The sequence below is a fragment of the Candidatus Eisenbacteria bacterium genome (assembly GCA_020847735.1).
In the GTDB taxonomy this organism is placed as follows: Bacteria; Eisenbacteria; RBG-16-71-46; order RBG-16-71-46; family RBG-16-71-46; genus CAIXRL01.
Map to the genome: position 1 here is coordinate 15,736 of JADLBL010000024.1, position 25,637 is coordinate 41,372.

General features: G+C 70.7%; 23 protein-coding genes and 1 tRNA gene. 13 read left to right on the forward strand and 11 right to left on the reverse strand.

The window, feature by feature from the left end:
* Positions 1-61 precede the first annotated feature (61 nt).
* Positions 62-532 (forward strand): GatB/YqeY domain-containing protein, encoded by a 471-nt coding sequence (locus tag IT347_13235; protein MCC6350544.1) that lies wholly within the window; start codon positions 62-64, stop codon positions 530-532.
* 9 nt (positions 533-541) lie between these two features.
* On the opposite strand, the gene mtgA is transcribed toward IT347_13235, so the two are convergent.
* Positions 542-1,375 (reverse strand): monofunctional biosynthetic peptidoglycan transglycosylase, encoded by an 834-nt coding sequence (mtgA, locus tag IT347_13240; GenBank protein ID MCC6350545.1) that lies wholly within the window; start codon positions 1,373-1,375, stop codon positions 542-544.
* A gap of 26 nt (positions 1,376-1,401) precedes the next feature.
* Positions 1,402-2,718, reverse strand: a complete 1,317-nt coding sequence (locus IT347_13245; protein MCC6350546.1) for a SpoIIE family protein phosphatase — start codon at positions 2,716-2,718, stop codon at positions 1,402-1,404.
* A 144-nt stretch (positions 2,719-2,862) separates the two neighbouring features.
* Between IT347_13245 and IT347_13250 the strand changes: the two genes are divergently transcribed.
* Positions 2,863-3,660: an enoyl-CoA hydratase/isomerase family protein gene (locus IT347_13250; GenBank protein MCC6350547.1), complete on the forward strand. Its 798-nt coding sequence runs from the start codon at positions 2,863-2,865 to the stop codon at positions 3,658-3,660.
* Between the two features lie 84 nt (positions 3,661-3,744).
* Positions 3,745-4,188, forward strand: coding sequence for an MgtC/SapB family protein (locus tag IT347_13255; protein ID MCC6350548.1), 444 nt, complete (start codon positions 3,745-3,747; stop codon positions 4,186-4,188).
* 33 nt (positions 4,189-4,221) lie between these two features.
* Here the strand turns inward: IT347_13255 and IT347_13260 are convergent, their stop codons facing one another.
* The 6 genes from IT347_13260 to IT347_13285 form a co-directional block, all read right to left on the reverse strand.
* Entirely contained in the window at positions 4,222-4,551 is a 330-nt protein-coding gene (locus tag IT347_13260) for a hypothetical protein (GenBank protein MCC6350549.1), read from the reverse strand.
* Between the two features lie 343 nt (positions 4,552-4,894).
* The gene (locus IT347_13265; GenBank protein MCC6350550.1) at positions 4,895-5,968 is read right to left on the reverse strand and encodes a 3-isopropylmalate dehydrogenase; all 1,074 of its coding nucleotides are present in this window, start codon (positions 5,966-5,968) and stop codon (positions 4,895-4,897) included.
* A 34-nt stretch (positions 5,969-6,002) separates the two neighbouring features.
* On the reverse strand, positions 6,003-7,205 hold the full coding sequence (locus tag IT347_13270) for a hypothetical protein (GenBank protein MCC6350551.1): 1,203 nt from the start codon (positions 7,203-7,205) through the stop codon (positions 6,003-6,005).
* On the reverse strand, positions 7,202-8,443 hold the full coding sequence (locus IT347_13275) for a 2-isopropylmalate synthase (GenBank protein MCC6350552.1): 1,242 nt from the start codon (positions 8,441-8,443) through the stop codon (positions 7,202-7,204). Before IT347_13275 ends, IT347_13270 begins: the two co-directional genes overlap by 4 nt.
* A gap of 137 nt (positions 8,444-8,580) precedes the next feature.
* Positions 8,581-9,957 carry an MFS transporter gene (locus IT347_13280; GenBank protein ID MCC6350553.1) on the reverse strand — a complete coding sequence of 459 codons (1,377 nt, stop codon included), beginning with the start codon at positions 9,955-9,957 and terminating at the stop codon, positions 8,581-8,583.
* Positions 9,958-9,975: 18 nt separating this feature from the next.
* The gene (locus IT347_13285; protein MCC6350554.1) at positions 9,976-11,193 is read right to left on the reverse strand and encodes an acetyl-CoA C-acyltransferase; all 1,218 of its coding nucleotides are present in this window, start codon (positions 11,191-11,193) and stop codon (positions 9,976-9,978) included.
* Between the two features lie 212 nt (positions 11,194-11,405).
* Here IT347_13285 and IT347_13290 point away from each other — a divergent pair, with 212 nt between their 5' ends.
* From IT347_13290 to IT347_13300, 3 genes are all read left to right on the forward strand, one after another.
* Complete coding sequence (locus IT347_13290) at positions 11,406-11,825, forward strand: YjbQ family protein (GenBank protein MCC6350555.1); 420 nt, start codon at positions 11,406-11,408, stop codon at positions 11,823-11,825.
* Positions 11,822-12,316 (forward strand): GNAT family N-acetyltransferase, encoded by a 495-nt coding sequence (locus tag IT347_13295; protein MCC6350556.1) that lies wholly within the window; start codon positions 11,822-11,824, stop codon positions 12,314-12,316. The genes IT347_13290 and IT347_13295 overlap by 4 nt, the downstream gene beginning before the upstream one ends.
* Positions 12,317-12,489: 173 nt before the next feature.
* Positions 12,490-15,204: a hypothetical protein gene (locus tag IT347_13300; protein ID MCC6350557.1), complete on the forward strand. Its 2,715-nt coding sequence runs from the start codon at positions 12,490-12,492 to the stop codon at positions 15,202-15,204.
* Between the two features lie 81 nt (positions 15,205-15,285).
* On the opposite strand, the gene IT347_13305 is transcribed toward IT347_13300, so the two are convergent.
* From IT347_13305 to IT347_13315, 3 genes are read right to left on the reverse strand one after another with little or no spacing between them, the layout of a single operon-like run.
* Positions 15,286-15,846 (reverse strand): hypothetical protein, encoded by a 561-nt coding sequence (locus IT347_13305; GenBank protein MCC6350558.1) that lies wholly within the window; start codon positions 15,844-15,846, stop codon positions 15,286-15,288.
* The gene (locus tag IT347_13310) at positions 15,843-16,352 is read right to left on the reverse strand and encodes a hypothetical protein (protein ID MCC6350559.1); all 510 of its coding nucleotides are present in this window, start codon (positions 16,350-16,352) and stop codon (positions 15,843-15,845) included. Before IT347_13310 ends, IT347_13305 begins: the two co-directional genes overlap by 4 nt.
* Before the next feature lie 19 nt (positions 16,353-16,371).
* Positions 16,372-17,238 (reverse strand): 3-hydroxybutyryl-CoA dehydrogenase, encoded by an 867-nt coding sequence (locus IT347_13315; GenBank protein ID MCC6350560.1) that lies wholly within the window; start codon positions 17,236-17,238, stop codon positions 16,372-16,374.
* Between the two features lie 192 nt (positions 17,239-17,430).
* On the opposite strand from IT347_13315, the gene IT347_13320 reads away from it, so the two are divergent.
* The 7 genes from IT347_13320 (at position 17,431) to lon (ending at position 25,635) form a co-directional block, all read left to right on the forward strand.
* Positions 17,431-18,168 carry a hypothetical protein gene (locus tag IT347_13320; protein ID MCC6350561.1) on the forward strand — a complete coding sequence of 246 codons (738 nt, stop codon included), beginning with the start codon at positions 17,431-17,433 and terminating at the stop codon, positions 18,166-18,168.
* Positions 18,169-18,230: 62 nt separating this feature from the next.
* Positions 18,231-19,451, forward strand: a complete 1,221-nt coding sequence (locus tag IT347_13325; GenBank protein ID MCC6350562.1) for a 2,3-bisphosphoglycerate-independent phosphoglycerate mutase — start codon at positions 18,231-18,233, stop codon at positions 19,449-19,451.
* A 173-nt stretch (positions 19,452-19,624) separates the two neighbouring features.
* Positions 19,625-19,706 (forward strand) — tRNA-Leu (locus tag IT347_13330).
* A gap of 60 nt (positions 19,707-19,766) precedes the next feature.
* On the forward strand, positions 19,767-21,059 hold the full coding sequence (gene tig, locus IT347_13335; GenBank protein MCC6350563.1) for a trigger factor: 1,293 nt from the start codon (positions 19,767-19,769) through the stop codon (positions 21,057-21,059).
* Between the two features lie 74 nt (positions 21,060-21,133).
* Positions 21,134-21,718 (forward strand): ATP-dependent Clp protease proteolytic subunit, encoded by a 585-nt coding sequence (locus IT347_13340; GenBank protein MCC6350564.1) that lies wholly within the window; start codon positions 21,134-21,136, stop codon positions 21,716-21,718.
* A 70-nt stretch (positions 21,719-21,788) separates the two neighbouring features.
* On the forward strand, positions 21,789-23,048 hold the full coding sequence (gene clpX, locus IT347_13345; GenBank protein ID MCC6350565.1) for an ATP-dependent Clp protease ATP-binding subunit ClpX: 1,260 nt from the start codon (positions 21,789-21,791) through the stop codon (positions 23,046-23,048).
* 274 nt (positions 23,049-23,322) lie between these two features.
* Positions 23,323-25,635, forward strand: a complete 2,313-nt coding sequence (gene lon / locus IT347_13350) for an endopeptidase La (protein ID MCC6350566.1) — start codon at positions 23,323-23,325, stop codon at positions 25,633-25,635.
* Positions 25,636-25,637 lie beyond the last annotated feature (2 nt).

Here is a 25,637-nt window from a genome sequence, read left to right on the forward strand (position 1 = left end):
GTCGAAAGTCCACTAGAGTTCGCGCCGCCCCGGTGCGCGGGGCACAACCCGGAGGAGCCGGATGAGCGCGAACGACGACGCCACGATCCAGGCGCGCCTGCAGACCGACCTGGTGAGGGCGATGAAGGACAGGGACGCGGAGACCCTGAGCACGCTGCGCATGCTCAAGGCGGCTCTGATGGAGGCGAAGACGGCGAAGCCCAGGGAGGCGACGCTGAGCGCCGAGGAGGAGATCGAGATCCTCCAGCGCTACGTCAAGAAGCGGCGGGAGACGATCGAGATCAACGCCCGTCACGGCCGCGCCGACCTGAACGCCGCCGAAGAGCGCGAGATCGCGGTCACGCAGCGCTACCTGCCGGCGGCGCTTTCCGAGGACGCGCTCGCCGAGATCGTCGGGAAGGCCGTCGCGTCCACGGGCGCGGCGGGCCCGAAGGACATGGGCAAGGTCATCGGGGCCGTCATGGCCCAGGTGAAGGGCCGCGCCGAGGGCAGTGCGGTCTCGCGTCTGGTGAAGCAGGCGCTGGGCGGCTGAACGCCGCGCTCAGGGCAGGCTGTCGGGCGGCGCCGGCGCCGCGCCACGTTCCGGCGGACCGGGGACCGGCTCTTCGGCCGGCGCCCGGGGAACCCCGGTCGCGGGCGGCTCAAGGCCCAGAACGGCGCGCCAGTCGGACTCCGACAGCTCGCCGCGACGCCGCATGCGTGAGGCGATCATGCGGACGCGGCGCTCGATGCGCCGGGGAGGCTCGGTCGGCGAATAGCGGCGCGGGTTGATGATGACCGCCGCGAGCCGGACGGACTGCCGCGCGTCGAGCGCGGCGGCGCTCGTTCCGAACCAGTGCCGCGCCGCCGCCTCGCACCCGTAGACGCCGTCACCCCACTCGATGACGTTCAGGTAGAGCTCGAAGATCCGCCGCTTGGTGAGCGCGCGTTCGAGGCGAATGGCCAGCAGGACCTCCTCGAGTTTGCGCATGGGCGTGCGCGCGGTTCCGAGCCACAGGTTCTTCGCGAGCTGCTGCGTGATCGTGCTGCCGCCGCGGGCGAGCCGCCCGGTCCGCAGGTCGTGCTTCGCGCTCTCCCGGATCTCGTTCCAGTCGAGGCCGCCGTGCGAGAAGAACGCATCGTCCTCGGCGATGAGCACCGCGCGGCGAAGGTGCGGCGAGATCCGCGAGTACGGCACCCAGATGCGGTCTTCGCGGGCGCGGCGGCCGGCCGCCGCGGCCTCGCGTTCGCGCTGGCGCATCAGCGCCGTGCGCCCCGGGTCGTGGCGGGCCAGCGTCCCAACGTCGATCGCCTGCGTACGCACCCAGGCCCACGCGAACAGGCCGAGCATCACCGCGAGGGCGGCGAGTCCCAGCCGGGCGAGCCAGCCCCGCAACCCGGCTCCGCGACGGCGCGGAATGGTCAGACTTCCGGGCGCCGGCCGACCACGACGACGGTGATGTCGTCGCTCTGCGCGGCCGCGCCGCGGAACAACGCGACGTCCGAGATCAGGCGCGCGGTGAACTCGCCGGGGCCGTCGAGTGGATGCGTTTCCCACAGCGCCGCGAGGCGGTCGTCGCCGTATTCGGCCTGCAGGACGTCCATCGCCTCGGTGATGCCGTCACTGAACAGAAGCAGGCCGTCGCGGTCCCCGAACGGGATCACGCTCTCCTCGTACTGCGCGTCCTCGAACAGGCCGAGCGGCACGCCGCCCGTCTCCAGCCGCTCGATCTCGCCGCCGGCGCGGCGCAGGAGCGGGTAGTTGTGGCCGGCGTTCACGTAACGCAGCTCCCACGTTCGCGGATCGAGCTCGGCGTAGAAGAGGGTGACGAAGCGCCCCGAGCCCGCGTGACGCACGACGGCCCGGTTCAGCTCGCGAATCACCTCGCGCGGCGGGCGCCGCCCGTCGCAGAACGCGCGCAGCGTGCCCTGCACGGTGCTCACCAGCAGCGCCGCCGGGACGCCCTTGCCGGAGACGTCGGCGAGCGCGACCGCGAAGCGGCCGCCCTCGATGGGGAAGTAATCGTAGTAGTCGCCCCCGACCTGGCGCGCCGGGACGAGCCTTCCGTCGGCGCGCCACGGCCCGCACTCGAGGAGTTGCTCGGGAACCAGCCGCATCTGGATCTCGCGCGCGAGCAGCAGCTCCTTCTCGATCTTCTCCTTCTCCAGCTGCAGGCGGCGCTTCTCCTCCGCCTCGGCGCGCAGACGGGCTTTTTCGAGCACCCCGGCGGAGTGACTGGCGACGATCGAGAGCAGCTTGGCGTCGGCGGCGTCCCAGACGTGTCCGGGCTCGCGCTGGCTGACCGCGAGCATTCCGGTGACGGCGCCGTCCACCCGAAGCGGCACCGCGAGCAGGGCCCGCACCGGCGAGGCGACGTTGCGCAGCGCCGGAAACCGCGGATCGGAGAGGATGTCGGTCGTGGAGAGCTCGCCCGGACAGATCGTCAGGAATCCCATCACGGCGTTCTTGAGCGGAGGCGGCCACGAGGAAGTGCCCGCTTCGTGCCCGCCCCGCACCATGTTGACCACGGTCTGGGTCGTGGAGCGGTCGGCGCTCATCAGGCGGATGCTGCACTCGTCGGCGCCCAGCAGGCCCGCGGTCTTCGGGGCCATCCAGTCGAGGATGGGTTGGAGTTCGGACGAGCCCGCGACGACCGAGCTCAACTCCGAGATGAAGTCGATCTCCGCCTGGAGCCGGCCGAGGTCGAACGAAGCGGATGGGGTGGTCGGATCTGCCATGCGTATGCTCCCGTGAACAGTGAAGGACGAGGCAGTGTATCGCCTGCCGGTGACGCGGACCACGCCGGATTTGCCGGGCTTTCCCGGGCGCCCCTATACTCGCGCGCGCTTTACGGAATCGCCCGCCTTCACAGGGAGAGGAAGATGAGCACAAGCACGCTCGCCTACGGGAACCTCCTGATCGAGCGCCGCGGGGCGGTGACGGTCCTGACGGTGAACCGACCCGAGAAGCTCAACGCCATCGACCGCACGACCCTCGGGGAGATCGCCGGGGCGGTGCGCGCGTTCATCGCCGATCCGACGCAGGGCGCGCTCGTCGTGACCGGAGCGGGGCCGAAGGCGTTCATCGCCGGCGCCGACATCGCCGAGCTGGCCCCGCTGGGGCCGGCCGGGGCGGAGGATCTCTCGCGCTTCGGGCAGGGCGTCGTGGACCTGCTCGAACGCAGCCCCAAGCCCGTCATCGCCGCCGTCAACGGCTTCGCGCTCGGCGGGGGCTGCGAGATCGCCCTCGGTTGCCACATCCGCCTCGCCTCGGACAACGCCGTTCTCGGACTGCCGGAGGTCAAGCTGGGAATCATCCCGGGCTACGGCGGCTCGCAGAGGCTTCCACGGCTCGTCGGCCAGGGCCGGGCGCTCGAACTGATTCTCTCGGGCCGGAACGTGAAGGCGGAGGAGGCCGAGCGCATCGGGCTCGTGAACCGGGTCGTGCCGCAGGGACAGCTCCTGGAAGAGGCCGTCGCGCTGGCCGAGACCATCCTCAAGAACGGCCCCGTCGCCGTCGAGAACGCCATCGAGAGCGTGGTGCGCGGCATGAGCCTGCCGCTCGAACAGGGTCTGCGCTTCGAGAGTTCGCGCTTCGGAATGCTGGCCGCGACCGACGACATGCACGAAGGCATGCGGGCCTTCCTCGAGAAGCGGCCCGCGAAGTTCGAACGCAGGTAATGTGGGCGGTCCGCGGGTGAACGACCCCGGCTCCCCGCGGCCAGGCCTCGCGCGGTGGTCCCGCGCGTCACGCAAGGAGGCGTCATGAGCGAGTACTTCCAGGACCTCCTGCCGATGTCCCTGTCGCTCGTCCTGGGCACGCTGGTCGGGCTGGAGCGGCAGATGGGCCGCAAGCCGGCGGGACTGCGCACGCACGTGCTCGTCTGCCTGGGCTCGACGATGTTCTGCCTGCTGACCTCCTACGCCTATCATGCGTATGGGGGGCAGAGCCTCGACGCCTCGCGCATCGTTCACGGCGTCGTCACGGGCGTCGGATTCCTCGGTGCGGGCAGCATCCTGCGCCAGGAGGGCTACGTGGCCGGGCTGACGACCGCCGCGAGCATCTGGATGGTGGCGGCCATCGGCACCGCGGTGGGCGTGAAGGCCTACGGGCTGGCGGTCACCGGAACCGTCCTGGCGCTGCTGGTGCTCGAAGGCTATCGCTGGGCCGAGCGCTTCCTGTCGCCGGCCGTCGAACCCAACGAGTAACACGTTCGGTCGCGGCGGGACCGCGCCCGGCGCCTACGCGAGCGAGACGACGCGCGAAGTCAGCAGGCTGCCGGCGGTCTCGAGCCGCAGGATGTATCGGCCAGCCGGGCAGCGCGCGCCCGACTCGTCGAGGCCGTCCCAGACGATCGCGTGTTCGCCCGCCGTCAGCTCGCCGCACGCCAGCGTTCGCACGCGCCGGTCGCGCTCGTCCACCACGTGCACGTCGGTCAGCGCGGCGCGAGGCAGCGCGAAGCGCAGGTTCACGACGGCCGCGGCGGTTCGGACCGCCTGCCTCGGGGAGGAGGCTCCGGCGGCACGAAACGGAATGGGATGACCGAGCGCGCGGGCAATGGGGCGGGCCATGGATGAACCTTGAACGCGCGGCGCGTGCCACACGACGGAAATGGACGACCTGCGTGCCCGGCATAGCGGGGGGGACCCGGGCGTGGCTCACGATCGAACGGCCGTAATGCAGCCCTGCGGATGTCGAGCTCGATCGCCTGCCTGGACGCAATATGCACGCGGAAGGAAAAGAACCCAAGTAAAGTTTGCGGCCGTTCCAGATAGTTGGAACGCGCATCCCCGGGCCACGTCCGGTCCCATCTCCCGAGAGGTGATTGGTACCGTTTTCAGCCGTACGATCCCGGGTGCTTCGAGCCCGGAGGGCGCGTTGGGAGCGCGCCGCGGCCGCCTGCCCGGCGAAACCTCAGGCGGTGGGCGCGGCCTTCAGTTCGGCGAGCACCAGTTCCCCGACGCGGTCGGTGCCGAAGCCGGAGTCCATACCCAGGTTCGGAAGGGCGCGCGAGCGCAGCAGCTTCACGACCGCGCCCTCGACGCGGGCGGCCGCGGCGCGCTCCCCGAGATACTCGAGCATCATCGAGACGGCCATGATGGTGGCCAGCGGGTTGGCGCGGTTCTGGCCGGCGAACTGCGGGGCCGAGCCATGGATGCTCTCGAACAGGCTGACGCGCCCCGGGTGGAGGTTCCCGCTCGCGGCGATGCCCAGTCCGCCGACCAGCGCCGCGCCGAGGTCGGTGAAGATGTCGCCGAACATGTTGCTGGTGACGACCGTGTCGTACTGCTCCGGCGCGGTCACGACGAACATGCACGCGGCGTCAATGTACTGGTGCTCGCGCTGGATGTCGGGGTACTCGGCGCCGACCTCGGCGAAGGTTCGCGTCCACAGCTCCATCGCCCGGATCGCGTTCGCCTTGGTGAGCAGCGTGAGCTTGCGCCGCCGGTTCCGAGCGCGGCAGAGTTCGAACGCGTAGCGAAGGACGCGCTCGACGCCCTTGCGCGTGAACAGGATCTCCTGCGTCGCCACCTCGTCCGGCGTGCCCTTCTTGAACTGGCCCCACATGCCCGCGTAGGCGTCCTCGGTGTTCTCGCGCACGACCACGAAGTCGAGCTGCTCGGGCCCCTTGCCCTTGAGCGGGCAGAGGTACTCGTCGTGGAGTTTCACCGGGCGCAGGTTGGCGTACAGGTCGAGCCCGAAGCGCAGGCGGGCGACGATGCCGAACTCGAGAAAGCCCGGCGCCATGCGCGGATCGCCGATCGCCCCGAGCAGCACCGCGTGCATGCCCCGGATCTCCTCGAACGCCGGCTCCGGCAGCACTTCCTGCGTCTTCAGGTAGTGCTCGGCGCCGAAGGGGTAGCGGGTCAGCGAAACGGAGAAGCCTTCGAGCGCGGCGACGTGTTCGAGCACGCGCAGGCCCTCGCGCACGACTTCGGGCCCGATGCCGTCGCCCGGGATGACGGCGATCCGATGGTTGCGGGACACGTTGGATCCTCTCTCGTCGCGCGGCGGACCGCGCTCAGGGGGTCAGCTCGTACTCGACGGTCGCGTAGGAGATGCGGGGCTTGCCGAGCTTGAGCGCCGGGCGAAAGTGCCAGCGCGCGGCATCGCCGAGCACGGCGGCGAGCATCGGTTCCGGGAAGTGTCCCGGCGGCAGCCAGGGCAGGTCGTCCATCACCACGCGCCCGGTCTGGTCCACCAGCACCGTCACGTAGAGGCGCAGCGGGCGGGTCAATCCCATCGCCGCCTTGAGGGAATCCGGCACCGCGCGAACCGGCCGGCCGAACAGAGTCGCGAGCTGGTCGAACTGCACGTACTCCTCGAGCTTGGGCCGCACCCTGGAGGTCAGCTCGCCGGCCCGCCGCAGCCCGGTCAGGAAGCGCGTCGGCAGCGAGTCGGGCGCCAGGCCCGGCACGAGCAGGCGCGAGAGCGCCAGCGCGGGTGCGCGGAAGGTCGAGTCGCCCTCGCGCGCCGCCTGAAACGCCGCCCGCGCCAGCGCGCGATGTCCGGCGCGCCACGCCAGCAGCCCGGAGAGATACCGCGACTCGGGCAGCAGCGGATCGAGCGCGTGCGCTCGCGCCGCCTCCTCGGCCGCGCCGCGCAGGTCGCCCGCGTGCGCCAGCGACAGCGCGAGCAGCAGGTGCTCCTTGCCCGAGAGCGGGCGGGCGTGCACGGCGATGCGCGCGGCCGCGACCGCCTCGTCCCAGCGACGCAGGCGCAGCGCCGTTTCGGCGCGCGCGCGCGCGACGTACCAGTACCAGCCGTCGAAGCGGCCGTTCAGCCAGAACGGCTCGCGCTGGAACGGATAGTCGCGCCAGCGCTCGGGCACTCCGGTATCCGCCAGCGCCGCCGTCAGCAGGGGGGAGTTGAGGCGCACCCAGGCGCTGTCGAGCAGGTTCGAACGCGCCTCGTCGAGCGCCGTCGCGAGCTCGAGATCGCCGTCGAGGGCCACCATGGGTCGTAGCCGGCGGAGCTGCTCGAGCGCGAGCCCGTAGGCACCCGCGTCCTCGTGCGTCCTCGCCTCCGAGGCGACCGAGGCCGGCGTCACCTGCCCGGGCTCCCGCTTCGCGCCCGGCGCGGCGGCACGCCCGGCCGGGTGGGAGCGGGTGGCCGGCTGTCGCACCGCCGTCCCTGGGCTGGTCGCGGCGCCGCAGCGAACGGTCGTGGCGCCGGCCAGCAGCGTGGCGAGTCCCAGCGCGGATGAGAGCGCCGCGCGATTCACCGCGCGTGCGACTCGGCCAGCGCCGCGAGCACCGCGTGGATTTCGTCGTCCGTGAGGACGCGGTCCACGCTCTTGGCGCGCTGGAAGACGGCCTGGACCCGCTCCGGGCGGGGCTCGATCCGGCGGGACTCGAGCCAGTAGACGACGTTGCTCTCTCCGCTCATGGGCCCGACCTCGATCTCCTGTCGCCGGCCGACGATGCCGGCGGGCACGCCGGAGTAGACGCGATCGGCGAGCCAGTCCTGCCCCTTGCGGTACGCCTTGATCACCGCCGCGGCGTGAACGCCGGTGCCGGTGCGAAACGCGTCGGCGCCGACCATCGGGTAGTTCACCGGCAGCGGCACCCCCGTGTAGCGCGACGCCTTCTCGCCGTACTCCATGAGCGCGGTGAGGTCGTTGTCAATCCAGCCGAGCAGCCGCAGGTTCACGAGCAACTGGTCCATCGGCGTGTTGCCGACGCGCTCGCCGATGCCGATCGCGCAGCCGTGCACGCGGGTCGCGCCCGCGCGGATCGCCGCGATCGTGTTGATGACCGACAGGCCGCGGTCGTTGTGGCCGTGCCAGTCGATGCCGACGTCGACGCCGCTCTCGCGCACCAGGCCGGTGACGTAGCCGAGCAGGTTGCGCACGCCCGACGGGGTGGCGTGGCCCACCGTGTCGCACAGGCACAGCCGCTTCGCCCCGCACTCGATGGCCGTCAACAGCAGCGACCGCAGGGTGCCCGGATGCGCACGGATCGTGTCCTCGGTCACGTACATCACTTCGAGGCCGTGCTGGACCGCGAACGTGACCGCCTCGCGGGTGTGCTGCAGCATCATCTCGTCGGTCCAGTTCTCGGCGTACTGGCGAATCGGGGAGGAGCCGATGAACGTGCACACCTCGATCGGCAATCCGACCTTCTGGGAAACGTCCACGACCGGCTGGATGTCGCGCACCATCGTGCGCGCCGCGCAGTTCGCCCGGATGCGCAGCTTCGAGGAGACGATCTCCTGCGCGAGCAGCGCCACGTCGCGCACGACGTGCGGGCCCGCGCCCGGAAGCCCGATGTCGGCGGTATGAATGCCCAGCCGTTCCATCAGGTGGAGCAGTTCGATCTTCTGCCCGATGGTCGGCGTCCGCACCGAGGGCGATTGCAGGCCGTCGCGCAGGGTCTCGTCGTCGAACTGGACGCCGCCCGGGGGAGCGGCCCAGTGCTCACCGTGCTCGTTCCAGTCGTAGATGAGCTCGCGTTCGTCCATCGGAGGCTCCCGCGTGAGGGAAGGTTCGGCAGCGAAGCGCCGTTGAGTAAACCGTGCCGGGGCCGCGCCGGGCAAGTCCGGTGCTAGTCAAGCCGGATGCGCGCGGGGCCCCGTCGCCGCTCCGCCCCGCGGCTCCGCTACGTCGCCTTCGGCCTGCGCGCGTCGGCCGCCCGGGTCACGAGCATGAACACGATCATCGCCACCAGCGAGACCACGCCGACGCCGGCGAACGCGTACCACAGCCAGTAGGCGTGCGCGTACGCCTCGGGCATCGCCGCCTGTCCCGCGAGCCAGGCCGTGTGCTGCGCCTGCACGGCCGGCGCGAGCGTCGAGGGGTCGGGACAGAACGCCTTGAGCAGGTAGCCGGCGAAGATGAAGCCGAACAGCCAGGCGAAGAACGTGTTCATGTGCGCGTAACCGAGGTAGAGCCCCTCGCGCCCGGGCGGAGCCTGCTTCGAGGCGAACTCGAGGTACTTGGGGCTGAGGAAGCACTCGGCGAAGCCCTGGATCGCGATGCCGACGACCATCATGAGGGTGATCGGGTGAACGCTCGCCCCGAAGACGTTCACGTGGCCGGCGAACAGGTGCGACATGGCCATGGCGAGTGACGACAGCGGGATCAGCACCATCGCCACGGTGATCGAGGCCTCGGGAGCCCACGAGCGCACGAGCTGCGTGACCCAGACCACGCACAGCACCACCACCAGCGGGTTCACGTTCGCGTACCACTCGGGCTTGTAGGTTTCGCCGGCCATGCGGATCACGTAGTCCGGCATGGAGGCGTACAGCTGGCCCTGGATCGCCCAGAAGCCGGCGGTGATCAGGATGAGCGCGGTGAAGCGCGCGTTGCCCATCACCGTCACCATGCCGCGCAGCGTCTCGGTGATGCTGCGCGGGCGATCGGCCCCGTTTTCCTTCGGGAAGAACGTGAAGGCGATGATCAGCAGGCCCACCAGCGCGGCCACGGCGGAGAAGTAGGGCACGTTGCCGACGCCCATCTCGATCCGGATCGGCGCGACGATGGTCTTGCCCGTGAAGGAGCCGATGTTGACCATCATGTAGAAGATCGAGAACGCGCGCGCCCGGTTCGCGGGATTGGACGACTTGGAGGCCGTTCCGGTGATGACCGGCTTGACGAACGCGCCGCCGATCACGACCAGCAGCAGCGCGGCCATCACCTGCCCGAAGTCGTGGAACCGTCCGAGCGAGGCGTAGCCGACGGTCAGCAGGCCGAACGCCAGCATCAACGAATTGCGGAATCCCAGGCGGTCGGCCAGCGCGCCGGTGAAGAACGGAAACAGGTAGATGAGCGCGCCGAACAGGCCGGCCACGAACCCCGCCTGCACGTCGTCGAGATGAACGACGCGCAGCAAGTAGGTGCGCAGCGCGATGAACGTGCCGTAGTAGGCGGCGCGTTCGCAGAGCTCGGAGGCGTTCGCGAACCAGAACGCTCGCGGGAACTTCCACGACGCGTTCGCGGGCGCGCTCGTGGCCGTGTCGGTGGTGGCGGACATGAGGGCTCCAGGGTGGGGCTACGCCTTCTCGATCAGAACGGCCATGCCCTGCCCGCCGCCGATGCAGGCCGCGGCCACGCCGAAGCGCGTGTCGCGCCGCCTCAGCTCGAGGGCGAGGGTGTGGATCAACCGGGTTCCCGTCGCGCCGAGCGGGTGGCCGAGCCCGATGGCGCCGCCGTTCACGTTCACCTTCTCGCGATCGAGCCCCAGTTCCTTCTCGACCGCCAGGAACTGGCCGGCGAACGCCTCGTTGATCTCGAACAGGCCGATCGAGTCCAGGGACATCCCCGCGCGCGCGAGCGTCGCGCGAATCGCCGGAGCCGGACCGATGCCCATGTAGGCGGGATCCACGCCGACCGCGGCCCACGCGCGCACGAACGCGAGCGGCTTAACGCCCGCGGTCGCCGCGCCGGCCGCGGTCGTCACGACCACGGCGGCGGCGCCGTCCACGACGCCGCTCGCGTTGCCCGCGGTGACGAACGAGTCGGGCCCGAACGCGGCCGGCAGCGCCGCCAGCTTCTCGGCGCTGGTGCCGGGAAACAGGTGGTCGTCCCTGTCCACGATCACCGTCTTCCTGCCCGCCTTCGCCTCGACCGGCACGACCTCCTCGGCGAACCGGCCATTGGTGTTCGCGGCGTTCGCCAGCCGGTGCGAGCGCAGGGCGAAGGCGTCCTGGGCCTCGCGGGTGATGCCGTACCTGCGCGCGAGGTTGTCGCTCGTCTGCGCCATGAACAGGTCGCAGCGCGAATCCTTGAGCGCCACGAACAGCAGGTCCTCGAGCGGAGGGGAGGTGCCGAAGCGAAAGCCGGAGCGCGCGCCGCGCAGCACGTGCGGGGCCTGGCTCATGTTCTCCATGCCGCCCGCGAGCACCCAGCTCGCCTCGGACAGCTGCAGCATCTGCGCCGCGCTCGCCACGCTCTGCAGTCCCGAGCCGCACAGCCGGTTCACGGTCAGCGCCGGACACTCGGTTCGCAGGCCCGCCTTGAGCGCGACGTGCCGGGCGCCGTAGAGCGCGTCGCCCGAGGTCTGGAGCGCGTTCCCCATCACGCAGTGGTCGAAGACTTCCGCGGGAACCCCCGCCCGCTCGATCGCCGCACGCGAGGCCACCGCACCCAGCTCGAGGGCCGAGACCGAGGCGAGCGCTCCGCCGGGAAGCCCGTCGCCACGCTTGCCGCCGATCCATTCGGCCATCGGCGTGCGCGCGCCGGCGACGATCACGACATCGGGTAGCGACATGCGGGGCTCCTCCTCGGCGAGGGACGCGCTGGGGCGCGCGTGCGCGCCCAGGCCGTGCGTTTTGGGTGCGGCGCAAGGTAGCAGAGGCTTCGAGGGGCGAACAGGTCCCGCGGCGGCGCGCGGCCGGGGCGCCTCGCACGGCCCGTCGCGGACCCGGCGGAGGCTTCCGCCCCGGGCGCGCCGGCGCGCCGCCGTGCTACCGTCGCCGCGCCATGAAGTCCCGCACCGAATACCTGTGGATGAACGTGCCGCAGCGCCGTGCCTTCCTCAACATCACCCCGGAAGTCGAGCGCTGCGTTCGCGAGTCGGGCGTGCAGGAGGGTCTGGTGCTCGTCAACGCCATGCACATCTCGGCGAGCGTGTTCATCAACGACGACGAGCCGGGCCTCCATCACGACTACGACGCGTGGCTGGAGAAGCTCGCCCCGCACGCGCCGACCTCGCAGTACCGCCACAACGACACCGGCGAGGACAACGCCGACGCGCATCTCAAGCGCCAGGTGATGGGCCGCGAGGTCGTGGTCGCGATCACGAACGGCCAGCTCGACTTCGGGCCCTGGGAGCGTATCTTCTACGGCGAGTTCGACGGCCGCCGCAGGAAGCGCGTGCTGGTCAAGGTGATCGGGGAATGACGGACTCCGTCCGCGTCCGCTTCGCCGCGCGCGGGGACCTGCCCCGCCTGTGGGAACTTCTCCTGGGGCTCGCCGAGTTCGAGCGCTGGACCGAGTACGTGACCGGCACGCAGGAACAACTGGGCGAGCTACTCTTCGGGCCCCGCCCGGCCGGCGAAGCGCTGGTCGCCGAGCGCGACGGCCGGCTCGTCGGCTACGCGCTGTTCTTCCCGGTCATGTCGTCGTTCCGCACCCGCACGATGCTGTGGCTCGAGGACCTCTACGTCGAGGAAGCCGAGCGCGGCCGCGGCACCGGCCGGGCCCTGCTCGTCGCGCTCGTCCGCCACGCGATCGAGCGCGGGCATGCCCGCATTGACTGGCACGTGCTCGACTGGAACGATCCGGCGATCGGGTTCTACGAACGCCTCGGTGCGCGCCGCTCGGCGACCGACGTGTTCACGTACTCGCTTCCTGAAGAAGGGCTGAAGCGGCTCGCCGGAGAGCACACCTAGCTCGGATCTCGCGGGCCGGGGTGTCGGCAGGGGCGACACTTCTTCCGGGAGCGAGCCTCACGCGGAACGCGGCGGACCGCGCCGGCCCGGCGTCTCGCCGCGCCATTCGCGGTCGTGCGAGCCGTTTCCGGGAATGAAGGCCGCTGGCCCGTCGCTTGCGTGCAACCGCGTTCATGCACTCCCGGAGTCAGCGCCTTCGCCTTCGGGCATCGCGTGTCACGCTGCACCTCGCTCTGTTCACCGCCGGCCTCCTGCCGCTCCCCACGCCGGCGCGCGCCCAGAACTTCTGGTACGTCACCGCCCCGCCCGAAGTCGTGCTCGGCTGGCAGCCGCGCTCGGCCGAGGAGTTCGCGCGCGGCCCGGATGCCTCGCGACGCGGCATGTTGCCCACGCTGCTCGAGCGGCCGGCGGCCGCCCCGCACGCCATCACGGATGGCGACTTCGCCGGGTGGCACGAGCTCGGCCCCCCCGTTCGCGCCTACCACGCACTGGTGTTGGATTCCCGGCGACACCGCTTCCTGCTCGCGGGCGGAAACCACGTGGACGGGATCTCGGGATCGCAAGGCCTCGACCCTCAAGGCTCGATCTGGAGCTTCGACCTCGCGTCCCGCGACTGGCGGGAGATCGCCCGCGTGCCATGGCCCATGAGCGTGGGCGCGGCCGTCACGAACGCCGTCTACGACTCGCTGCGGGACCGGCTGATCGTCGGCGGGACCGCCTCGGGGGAGCTTCGGGTCGATGCCCTCGATCTCGCGGGTGTCGGGGGCTGGCGGACCATCTGGCGACATCCGACGGAACGGAACTACTCGGACCACGCCCTGGGTCTCGCGCTCGACACCAATCGGAACGTGCTGGCGATCACGAGCGCGTGGGACGACATGGCGAGGTTCGTGCGGATTCCGCTCGCGGATCCCGGCAACTGGTCGAGCGCACCCCTGCCGTGCACCGCGGGCATGGAAGCCGGGGGCGGCTCCATGGTCTTCGACGCGGCACGAGATCGCTTCTACCTCGTTCTCATCACCAGCCAGGGGATACTCTGGTCACTCGACCCCGCGACCGCGGAGCTTCTCGAACCGATCGGGTTTCCGGAGCCACACTACCTGCCGATTCGGCTCGTCCTCGATGCCCGGGAGGACCGCCTGATCGGAATGAACAACCACGGGATCACCTGGGCCGTGCCTCTTGCCGGGGGCAGTGCGCTCAAACTCGACGACCGGTCCTACCCGGAGGAGTCGTGGCGATACGGTCCGGCCTTCGCGTTCGACCCGGTCGCCCGGCGGCTCTACCGGAACGGTGGTTACCGATACCACGCGACGCTTCCCTTGATGGAGTCGGTCACGGTGGACTCCGGACTTGTTGCGACACCCGAGACGCGATACCCGGTGGCGGGCCACTGGCGTGCGGAGGCCCCGCTCGGTATGGGCTCCCGTTGCTGGCCGGCGACGCTGGTGGACTTGCACACCCGCAGCCTCGTCGTCCTCGGTGGCGCACCGGGCTTCGGCGTCGGCTACACGTCGTACGCGATGTCGCGATCGCTGGACGGTTCCGGCGGCTGGGAGCCCCTCGGCACCGGCTCCACGGTCGAGCCGGCGTCGGCGCTGGGCGCCATCGCGATTCTCGACCCGATGCGGCACGAGCTGCTCTCGTTCGGGGGTCAGGCCCTCGACGGGACGGGCCGCATCGTCGCGGATCTCTGGAGGCTTCCGCTCGCAGCCGGCGGCACCTGGCAGCGTGTCGAGTTCGCGGGCCAGACTCCGGCCCCGCGTCGCTACGCGATGCTGTTCCGTGACGAGCCGAGGGACCGCTTCATCCTGATGGGAGGAGACGACGGCAGTCAGTTCCTCCACGATGCGTGGGAGCTGAGACTGGAGCCGAGCCCGACCTGGCGACCGCTCGTGAACGCGACGGGACCCGCGTTCTCGTACGGCGTCGCGTTTCCGGACTCGCTGCGTGGGGACGCCTGGTGCCTGGCGCGCAATCTCGCGTTCCACCTGGTGATCGGTGACGACGCGATCGCCTCCGACGAGAGCTTCGAGGTCTTTTCAGAACCGCACTACGCGGACACCGTGGCCTACCAGTTCGCCGGATTCGATCCCACCGGGCGCCGCTTCCTCCTGCTCGATTCCCCGCCCTGGTTCAGGTACCTGTCCTTCCTGGATCGCGCCCGGTGGGTCTCGCTCTATCCCGGGCACGCGTGGAGCGAACAGCCGATCGCGGGACCGCACCCGCAGCGGCGCTGGCAGTTCTCGACCTGCTTCGATCCCGGGGGCCAGAGCCTGCTGGTCGTCGGCGGATACGACGACGACTTCACGTACTTCGCGGATGCCTGGTCGCTGGTGATGCCGCCCATGCTGCCAACGCCCGCGCTGGCGTCGTTGCTCTCGGCGGAGTCCGACGCTCGCGGCGTGCGCATCGTCTGGCGCGTGACCGACGCGGGGGGCGGACGCGCGCTCATCCAGCGCTCGGCGGACGGCGCCGAGTGGGGCGACGCGGGGGAAGGGCGGTGGTCCGCGGCCGACGAAATCTCGTTCGAGGGCCCGCCGCTCCCGGGCGGCGGGCGAGCGGCATTCCGTCTCGTCCTCGCACCCGGCGCGAACGAGACGCGGACGGCGCCGGTGTGGGTGAGCGGGCCGGCGCCGCCCGGGCTGGCGCTCGTGCCGCGTCGCAATCCCGCCGGCCCGGACCTCGCGCTGACGCTCGCGCTCGCGCCGGGCGGGCCCTCGCGCCTGCGCGTGTTCGACGCCGCGGGGCGCGTAATCGCCAACGCCAACCTGCCGGCGGGCACGCACGAGTGGCGCCTCGCCGCCCCCGCGCCGCCGGGGCTCTACTTCGCCGAGCTGGTCCGGGGCGGCGAGCGGTGCGTCGCGAAGCTGGCGTCGGTTCGCTGAGGCTCGGCCGCGCGCGGCGGCGGCGCGGAACGCGCGGGGACGCAGCGCCCGTCCGTCGCGTTCCCGCCGGCCGCACGGCGGCTACGCCGGCCGTGCGATCGACAGCGCGCCGAGCCGCGCCGCCAGCGCCGGCGGCAGCGGCTGTGCGAGCAGATCGCGCACGACCGTGGCTTCGGCACCGTGCTCCTCCAGCCAGCCGAACAGCAGGTCCGCCCGTGCGCGCCGCCGTTCGCGGTGCGCCTCGTCGTCGTACGCGCCCATCAGCGCGTAGGCGACGGCCCACGCCTCGGGGCTTCCGACCGGCACGCCGTTCCAGCGGCGCGTGACCCGGGTCGGGATGCGCACGACGCCGCCCCCCACGAAGAAGGCGAAGCGAGCGATCAGCTCGATCCCGCCGTCGTTCAGGCAGAGCTTGTGGTCGGCGTGGCAGCCGCTGTTGCCGAACGATCGCGACGGCTCGCCGGCGAACAGCGCCTCGAGCATCGCGAGGTCGGCGTCGCAGGTCACGTCCCAGTCGTTGACCCGGTCCACGAGTCCGAGCGCCGCGCACAGTCCGCTCGCGCCGAGCGCGTGCGGGATGCCGCCACGCTCGAGTCTCGCGAGCGCCGCGAGCAGCGGCTCGAGCGGGGGGTGGGCGATCACGGTCGGGCGTCCGGCTCGCGCAGCCAGGCGGCGGCGCCCTCGGCGAGCGATTCGTGCATCGCCCCGAAGACCGCCGCGAGCGCCGGCGGCGCCGGCGCCGGTGCGCAGGCGTGCGCGGCCGCGGCGCCGCCGAGCGAGGACGAAACCCGCGCGGCCCCGGCCGACTCGAGGTTGCGCGCGATCGCGCCGTACTCCTCATAGCGCGCGCGCAGCCGATCGCGCCGCTCCGCCAGCGCCGCGCCGTCGCCCGCTTCGGACCACGCTTCGAGCAGCGCGGTGTGGAACTCGTCCACGTCCGCGGCGGTGCGGTCGCGGAAATCGCCGGCGGCGACGAGCCCCCGCAGGCAGGCGTCGAGCGCCAGGCACTCCCACTCGGCGCGCGCCTGTGCCTCCAGGCCTACGGGCACGGTGCCGGATTCGGCGAGGTCGCCCCAGAGGCGCGGCTCTGCGGCGAGGAAGAAGGCCGCCAGGCGCGGCCCGCGCGCGGCGCGGTCGGGATCGGTCACGTCGGGGCCCGCGCCGGCCTCAGCTCGGCGGGTTCGTGCTCCAGTCGTAGAAGCCGCGCCCGGTCTTGCGCCCGTGCCTGCCGGCCAGGACCATGCGCTTGAGCAGCGGTGGCGCCGCGAAGCGCGGCTCCTTGAACTCGTCGAACATGATCTCGGAGATGTAGTAGGTCGTGTCGAGTCCGACGTAGTCACCCAGCAGCAGCGGCCCCATCGGGTAGCCGCAGCCGAGCCTCATGGCGTTGTCGATGTCGTCGCGGCTCGCGAGGCCCTGCTCGAAGACGCGCACGGCGTCGAGCATGTAGGGAATGAGCAGGCGGTTGACGACGAACCCGGTCGAGTCGCCGCAGTTCACCGCCGTTTTGCCGATGGCCGCGACCCACGCGTTCGCGTCCGCGAGCGCCTCGGCGTCGGTGTTCACCGTCCTCACGACCTCGACCAGCTTCATGAGCGGGACCGGGTTGAAGAAATGCAGACCCACCACCCGCGCCGGGCGCTTCGTGAACGCCGCCATCTCGGTGATCGAGAGGCTGGAGGTGTTCGAGGCGAGGATCGCCTGCGGCGCGCACAGCGAGTCCAGGGACGAGAACAGCTCGCGCTTCAGCGCCAGGTTCTCGGTCGCCGCCTCGATCACCAGATCGCAGCCGGCGAGCGCGGACAACTCGGTCGTGCCCGTGAGGTTCGCGAGCGTCTTCTCCATTTCGGGGGCCGCGAGCTTGCCCTTGTCGACCCCGGCCTGGAGGAAGCGGCGGATCGAGCCGAGCCCCTTTTCCAGCGCGTTCGCCGACACCTCGCGCACCAGGGTCGGGAAGCCCGCCTGCGCGCTGACCTGCGCGATGCCGCTGCCCATCAGGCCGCAGCCGATCACGCCGACCTTCCGGATCGCCATGGGATCGAACCTCCGCGTGTGAGTTCGGGCGGCACGCGCCCGGTCGCGGGCACCATAGACCGGACGATTCGCGCCCCGCCAGCCGGGCGGGACGTCGCGCGCCCGGGAGGGAAGGCGGCGGATTCGGCGCGCGCACGTCGCGTGCTAACGTGCGGGCCTGCTCCGCCCCGAGGCCAACCGGAGAGCCGTCGCATGAAGAATCCCGTGACCGCCGCCCTGCTTGCCGCGCTGCTGCTGTCGGGCACGGCCCGTGCGGCCGCCGCCGCCGAAGGGACGAGCCCGCCACCCGAGCGCTATGCCCTCGGCCTCATCTGGAAGGGCTCCGCCTGGTCGCCCGAACGCTCGGCGCACGGCGACTCGGTGCAGGCCGAGCACCTGCGCAACAACCAGCGCATGTTCGAGGCCGGGCGACTGCTCGCGGCGGGCCCGTGCTCCGGCAACCCGGACTTGCGCGGAATCTGGGTGTGGCGGGTGGATTCGCTCGCCGAGATCCCGGCTCTGCTCGCGGGCGACCCGGCCGTCCAGGAGCGCCGCCTGCGCTGCGACGTTTACCGCTGGTTCGCCGACCCCGGCATCGGGGACGAGTACCGGACGGCGCGCGCGCGCGAACCGGGCAGGCCCGACTCGATGGTGTCGTTCTCGCTGGTGCTGCTGCGGCGCGGACCGGCGTACACGTCGAACTGGACGCCGAAGGTGAAGAAGGTGCTCGGCGCGCACGCGCGCAACACCGCGAAGCTGCGTCGCGAGGGCGCGCTCGTGCTCGCCGGCTCCATCGCGGGCCTCGGGGACGCGCGCGGACTGCTGGTGTTCGCGACCGATTCCAGCCGCACCGCGAAGCTTCTCGCCGCGGACCCGGCCGTGAAGGCGGGCCGCTTCGTACCCGAAATCTGGAAGTGGTGGACGGCCCTGGGAATCGTGCCCGGCCACTGACGACCGCGACGGCGCCCGCCTCGTTCGCCACACCGCTCGAACGCCGCAAGGAGAGAGATGCCGTGAAGCCGTCCGTCCTCGAATCGCTGGTCGTGCCGAACACGACGAAGATCGTGCTGCTCGTGCTCGACGGGCTCGGCGACCTGCCGAACCCTTCGCACGAGATGCAGACGCCGCTCGAAGCCGCACGAACGCCGAACCTCGACGTGCTCGCCCCGCAGGCGGCGCTGGGCCGCCTGCTGCCGGTCCAGCCGGGCGTCACGCCCGGCAGCGGCCCGGGACACCTGGGGCTGTTCGGCTACGACCCGATCGAAACGCAGGTCGGCCGCGGCGTGCTCGAGGCGCTCGGCGCCGGCGTGCCGCTCGAACCCGGCGACGTCGCCGCGCGCGCGAACTTCTGCACCGTGGACGGCGACGGCATCGTCACCGACCGCAGGGCCGGCCGCATCACGAGCGAGCAGTGCGCGGAGCTGGTCGCGAAGCTCAGGAAGCACGCGGCGCGCTTCGACGACGTCGAGGTGATCCTGCAATCGGGCAAGGGGCACCGCTTCGTCGCCGTGCTGCGCGGGCCCGGGCTCGGCGGCGAGGTCAGCGACGCGGACCCGCACAAGGAGGGACACCCGATCCCGCCCGCCCATGTGCTGGCGCCGGGAGCGCCGAACGACAAGACGGTCCGCGTCGTGAACGCGTTCGTGGCGCGCGCCGCGGAAGTGCTGAAGGGCGAGTCGCCCGCCAATGCCGTGCTCGCGCGAGGCGCGTCGGCCCGACCCCACCTGCCGGGCTATCGGGAGCGTTTCCATCTGCGGGCGGCGGCGATCGCCGCCTACCCGATGTACCGAGGCGTCGCGCAGCTCGCCGGCATGGATCTGTTCGTCCCCGTGGACGAGACCGCGGGCGAGGCGTTCGCGGTGGCGAAGCACCAGTGGTCGAACTACGACTTCTTCTTCGTGCACGTCAAAGGCACCGACATGGCGGGGGAGGACGGCGACTTCGACGCGAAGCGGGCCGTGATCGAGGCGACCGACGCGGCGCTGCCGTCGTTGCTGGAGCTGTCGCCCGACGTGCTGTGCGTGACCGGCGACCACTCGACGCCGGTGAGCGTGAAGGGCCACTCCTGGCATCCGGTGCCGGCCCTGATCCACGCCCGCTGGTGCTTCGCCGACGGCTTCCCGCGCTTTCACGAGAAGAACTGCCGCGGCGGAAGCTTCTCGAACCTCACGAGCAGGGACCTCATGGCGGTCCTGCTGGCGAACGCCGCGCGGTTGGACAAGTACGGCGCCTGAGCGCGCGACGTGCCGTTCTGCAACGCGCCCGCGGCGGCCTTGCCGGGCGGCGGCGCGGCGGGCACGGTGTGCTATGCTGCCGCGCGACTCCGCGCCGGGGGTTCAGGCGTCCACAGCCACCCGTCGCCCCCCGGCATTCACCGGTCCTCGCCGGGGAGCGCCGCCATCGCCTTGCGAGAGTGGCGGAACTGGCAGACGCGCCGGATTTAGGTTCCGGTGGGGAAACTCGTGGGGGTTCGAATCCCCCCTCTCGCACTCGCACCGGGAGGCCCCGGCCTACCCGTCCAGGGACAACATCCGAGGTCGCAGAAACCGATGACTCACACCGTTCGCGAAAGCGGCAGCTGGCAGCACACGATCACCGTCGAGATCCCGGTCGAGGAGGTCGAATCCCGGCTTGGCGAGGTCGCCCGCACGCTCCAGAAGCGCGTTTCCATGCCGGGCTTCCGCAAGGGCAAGGTGCCGCTCGAGCGCGTGCGCAGCGATTTCGCCTCCTACATCGAGCAGGAGTTCCTCGAGCACGTGCTGCCCGAGGCGACCGGCCGCGCGATGAGCGAAGCCAGCCTTTCGCCCATCCTTCCGCCGAAGGTGACGAACGTGCGCTTCACGCCGGGACAGCCCCTGACCTTCGAGGCGGTCGTGGACGTGACGCCGCAGGTCGAAGTGGGACGCTGGAAGGCGCTGCCGCTCGTGCGGCGCACGCGGGTCGTCGACGATGCCGCGGTGGACGCGATGGTCGAGGATCTGCGCGAGCAGTCCGCGGTCTTCGTGGACGTGGACCGGCCCGCCGGCAAGGGCGACGTCGTCCTTCTCGACTCCCAGCGGCTCGACGCCAGGGACCGCCGGCTCGCGAACACCCGGGCCAAGAACACCCGGATCCAGCTCGGCGCCCCCGAACTGCTTCCCGACCTCGAGAACGGCCTGGCGGGCGCCCAGGCGGGCCAGGAGCGCACGCTGACCGTCCAGTACCCGGCCGACTACCGGCAGGCGGAACTGGCCGGCAAGACCATGCGTTACGTGCTCTCCATCCGCAAAATCCAGGAGAAGAAGCTGCGCGAACCGGACGATAACTTCGCGCGAGAGCTTTTCAAGATGGGCTCCATGGCCGAACTGCGGGACCGGGTGCGCCAGAACCTCGAGGCGGAGGACGCCGGCCGGGTCCGGCGGGAGCTCGAAAGCCAGGCCAGCGAGGAACTGATCCGGCTGAACCCGTTCGAACTTTCGCCGCGTCTGGTGGATTACATGCTCCACCAGCTGGTGCACGAGCAGACCGGGGGACGCGAGGTCGGCGAGGAGCTGTCGAAGCAGCTCGAGGAGCACTACCGTCCCGGCGTGGAACGGTCCCTGCGCCGCGAACTGCTGCTGGCGGGCATCGCGAGGCAGGAGTCGCTCACGGTCTCCGACGAGGAGATCGCGGCGGACATCGAGAGGATGTGCACGGCGGATCCGCGACAGGCGTCGCGGATCCGGGCGAGGTACCAGTCGGCGGAGCGGCGCCGGTCGCTGGGCGAGACGCTGGTCGAGCGAAAGGCGATGGATCGGTTGATCGAAGCGGCGCAGTTGCGCGACGAGCCCCTGGCGGCTCCGGCGCCGGCCGCGGCGAGCTGAAGTCGAAGTGACGAAGGCGGGTCCGCCGAGGCGGCCCGACAGACCAGTGCAGGGAAAGGGAAAGGTCCAAGGGGATGGGTCTCGTACCGATCGTCGTCGAGCAAACCGGCCGGGGTGAGCGTTCCTACGACATCTTTTCGCGGCTGCTGAAGGACCGCATCATCTTCATCGGGACGCCGATCGACGACCACATCGCCAACCTGGTCGTCGCGCAATTGATCTTCCTCGAAGCCGAGGATCCCGATCGCGAGATCAACCTTTACATCCAGAGCCCCGGCGGCATGATTTCGGCGGGCATGGCGATCTACGACACCATGCAGTTCGTGAAGCCGCAGGTCTCGACGCTGTGCCTGGGCGTCGCGGCGAGCATGGCGACGGTGCTGCTGTGCGCCGGCGCCAGCGGCAAGCGGTACGCGCTGCCGAACTCCCGGGTCATGATCCACCAGCCGCTCGGCGGCACGCAGGGACAGTTCACCGACATCGAGCTGTACTCGAAGGAAATGGCCAAGATGCGCGACCAGCTCTACAACATCATGGCCAAGCACACGGGGCAGCCGTTCGACAAGCTGGTCAAGGACTGCGACCGGAACAACTGGATGAGCGCCGACGAAGCGAAGGCGTACGGCCTCATCGACGAGATCATCGAGAAGCGCAAGTAGACCGGCTCACGGGCGACCGCCGCCGGGCGGCCGCCGCGCGAATCCCAGGGCAGGCTCGGGGACGGAACACATGAAGAAGCGCATCGCCACGCCTCATCCCATCCGCTGCTCCTTCTGCGGCCGCGGCCAGGACGAAGTCGCGCGCCTGGTGTCGGGCCCGTCGGTCTACATCTGCAGCGAATGCGTGAAACTGTGCAACGACATCCTCGAGGGCGAGATCGAGCGCGATCAGCCGTCGGCCACCGGCCAGCTGCCCAAGCCGTCGGAAATCAAGCGCATCCTCGACGAGTACGTCGTCGGACAGCACCGGGCGAAAAAGACGCTCGCGGTGGCCGTCTACAACCACTACAAGCGCATCTATTCGCCGGTCGGAGCGAGCGAAGTCGAGCTGGAGAAGTCCAACATCCTGCTCATCGGCCCGACGGGCACGGGCAAGACCCTGCTCGCCCGCACGCTCGCGAAGGTGCTCAAGGTGCCGTTCGCGATCGTGGACGCCACCAGCCTGACCGAGGCCGGCTACGTCGGCGAGGACGTCGAGAACATCCTCGTCCGGCTGCTGCAGTCGGCGGACTTCAACCTCGTCAACGCCGAGCACGGCATCGTCTACATCGACGAGATCGACAAGATCTCGCGCAAGAGCGAGAACCCGAGCATCACCCGCGACGTGTCGGGCGAGGGCGTCCAGCAGGCGCTGCTCAAGATCCTCGAGGGAACGGTCGCCAACGTCCCGCCGCAGGGCGGACGCAAGCACCCCCAGCAGAAGTACATCGAGGTCAACACCAAGGACATCCTGTTCATCTGCGGCGGCGCGTTCGAGGGTCTCGACAAGGTCGTCGAGCGGCGCGTCGGCCAGAAGGTGCTGGGCTTCGGCGCCGACATCAAGAGCCGCAAGCAGCGCAACGCCGGCGAGCTGATGTCGCTCGTCGAACCCGAGGACCTGCTTCGCTACGGGCTGATTCCCGAGCTGGTGGGGCGGCTTCCGGTGCTCGGCACGCTCGAATCGCTCGACGAGGACGCGCTCGTGCGCATCCTCACCGAGCCCAAGAACGCGATCACCAAGCAGTACACGAAGTTCCTCGAGATGGAGGGCGTCAAGCTCGACTTCACCGAGGACGCTCTGCGCGCCATCTCGGCGCTCGCGATCCAGCGCGGGACCGGCGCCCGCGGCTTGCGCGCGGTCATCGAAGAGGCGATGCTGGAGGTGATGTACGACATTCCTTCGCGGTCCGACGTCATCGGCTGCACGATCTCGAAGGAATGCATCCAGAACCACGCGCCGCCGCTCCTGACGTTCCGGGGCGAGCGCGAGAAGCGTCGCAAGGAAGCCTGACCGCCGCGGGGCACGACCCCGCACGCGTGACGACAGGTCGGGCCGGCCGCCTTCGCGACCGGCCCGAGTTCATTCGAGGGAGCCTCACTTGGCCAGACAGGCGAAACCGAAGCCGCCGACGAGGCGCGCCGCCGGCGCGAAGAAGCGCGGCCGGACCTCCTCCGCGCCCAGCGAGCGCGCCACCACCCTGACCGTGGACCGCGGCGACGAGAAGCTGACGTTCTCCTCGCACCTGCCGCTGCTGCCGCTGCGGGACGTGGTCGTGTTCCCGTTCATGACCATCCCGCTGCTGGTCGGGCGGCTGCCTTCGATCAACGCGATCGAGAAGGCGGCGGCGCGCGACCGGATCCTGTTCGTGACCGCCCAGCGCCGCAGCGAGGTCGCCGACCCGCAGCAGGACGAGCTCCATCGCGTGGGCACGGTGGTGCGCATCCTGCAGCTCTTCAGGCTTCCCGACGGGAGCATGCGCGTGCTGGTCGAGGGCCTTGCGCGCGCGCAGATCGGGCAGTTCCTGTGGGCGAACGACTTCTACACGGTGGACATCGCGCTGCTCGACGACGCCGTGCCGCCGGGGCCCGAGGTCGAGGCGCTGCAGCGCAACGCGCTCCAGCTCTTCCAGGACTACGTGCACCTCAATCGCCGCATTCCCGACGAGGTGCTGACGACGACGGCCGCGCTGGTGGATCCGGTCCAGCTCGCGCTGACGATCGCCTCGCACCTGCTCGTCAAGGTCCCCGCCAAGCAGCAGCTGCTCGAGGCCGGCGGCACCGTGGCCCGCCTGCGCATGCTGTCGGAAACGCTGGCCAGCGAGCTCGAAATCGTGCGCCTCGAGCGCAAGCTCGAGGGACAGGTGCGTTCGCAGGTGCACAAGAACCAGAAGGAGTTCTATCTCAACGAGCAGCTCAAGGCGATCCGCAAGGAGCTCGGGCACCAGAACGAGTTCGCGAGCGAGATGGACGAGCTGGGCGAGGCCATTCGCAAGGCGAAGATGCCGCGCGAGGTGCGGGCGCGCGCCGTCAAGGAGCTCGAACGCCTGACGCGCATGAGCTTCATGTCGCCCGAGGCCACCGTCGTGCGCGGCTACATCGACTGGCTCGTCGGCCTGCCGTGGCGGCGCGCGACGAAGGACAACCTCGACATCGCGAACGCGGAGCAGGTGCTGGACCAGGACCACTTCGGACTCAAGAAGGTCAAGGAACGGATCGTCGAGTACCTGTCGGTGCTCAAGCTCACCCGGCAGAACAAGGCGCCGATCCTGTGCTTCGTGGGCCCACCGGGCGTGGGCAAGACTTCGCTCGGCAAGTCCATCGCGCGCGCTCTCGGCCGGCGCTTCGTGCGCGTGGCGCTCGGCGGTGTGCGTGACGAGGCCGAGATTCGCGGCCATCGGCGCACGTACATCGGCTCCATGCCCGGCCGGATCCTGCAGAGCCTGCGCCGGGCGGAGACCCGCAATCCCGTCTTCCTGCTCGACGAGATCGACAAGCTCGGCGCGGACTGGCGCGGCGATCCGGCGGCGGCGCTGCTCGAGGTGCTCGACCCGGAGCAGAACCACACGTTCCAGGATCACTACCTCGAAGTGGACTTCGACCTCTCGCAGGTCATGTTCATCTGCACCGCCAACTCGCTCTACTCGATTCCGCCCGCGCTCGTGGACCGCATGGAGGTCATTCGCCTGCCCGGCTATCTCGAGACCGAGAAGGTCGAGATCGCCCGGCGCTTCCTCGTGCCCAAGCAGCGCGCCGCGGCGGGCCTCGTCGAGAGCGATCTCGAGATCGAGGACGGGGCGCTGGCCGAGCTGGTGAGCGGCTACACGCGCGAGGCGGGCGTGCGGAACCTGGAGCGCGAGATTTCGTCGCTGTGCCGCAAGGTCGCCAAGAAGAAGGCCGAGGGCGGGCTGAAGAAGCGCGTGCGGATCGGCGCGGATCAGCTCGCGAAGCTGCTCGGACCGCGCCGCTGGGTGGACACCTCGGTGGAGCGGGCGTCTCGTGTCGGCGTCGCGAACGGCCTCGCCTGGACCGAGACCGGCGGGGACCTGCTGACGATCGAGGCCAGCATCCTGCCCGGCAAGGGCGACCTGCTGCTGACCGGCAAGCTCGGCGACGTCATGCGCGAATCCGGGCAGGCGGCGATGAGCTACGCGCGCGCGCGCGCGGCGCAGCTTGGCCTCGACCGCTGGTTCCACAAGGACATCGACGTGCACGTGCACGTGCCCGAGGGAGCGATGCCGAAGGACGGTCCGTCGGCGGGCATCACGATCGCCACGGCGCTCATCTCGGCCCTGACCGGCGCTCCGACCCGGGCCGACGTCGCGATGACCGGAGAAATCACGCTGCGCGGCACCGTCCTGCCGATCGGCGGACTCAACGAGAAGGTCGTCGCCGCGCGGCGCGCCGGAATCAGGACCGTGCTGGTGCCGAAGGCGAACGAGAAGGACTTCTCCGAGATCCCCGAGGAAGTGCGCGCCGACCTGTCGTTCGTGTTCGTCGAGACGATGGACCAGGTGCTCGAGCACGCGCTCGAGCGCACGACGCCCTCCGCTGACGCTCCCCCCGCGGACGCCGACCCGGCCGCGAACTACGCCCACTGAGA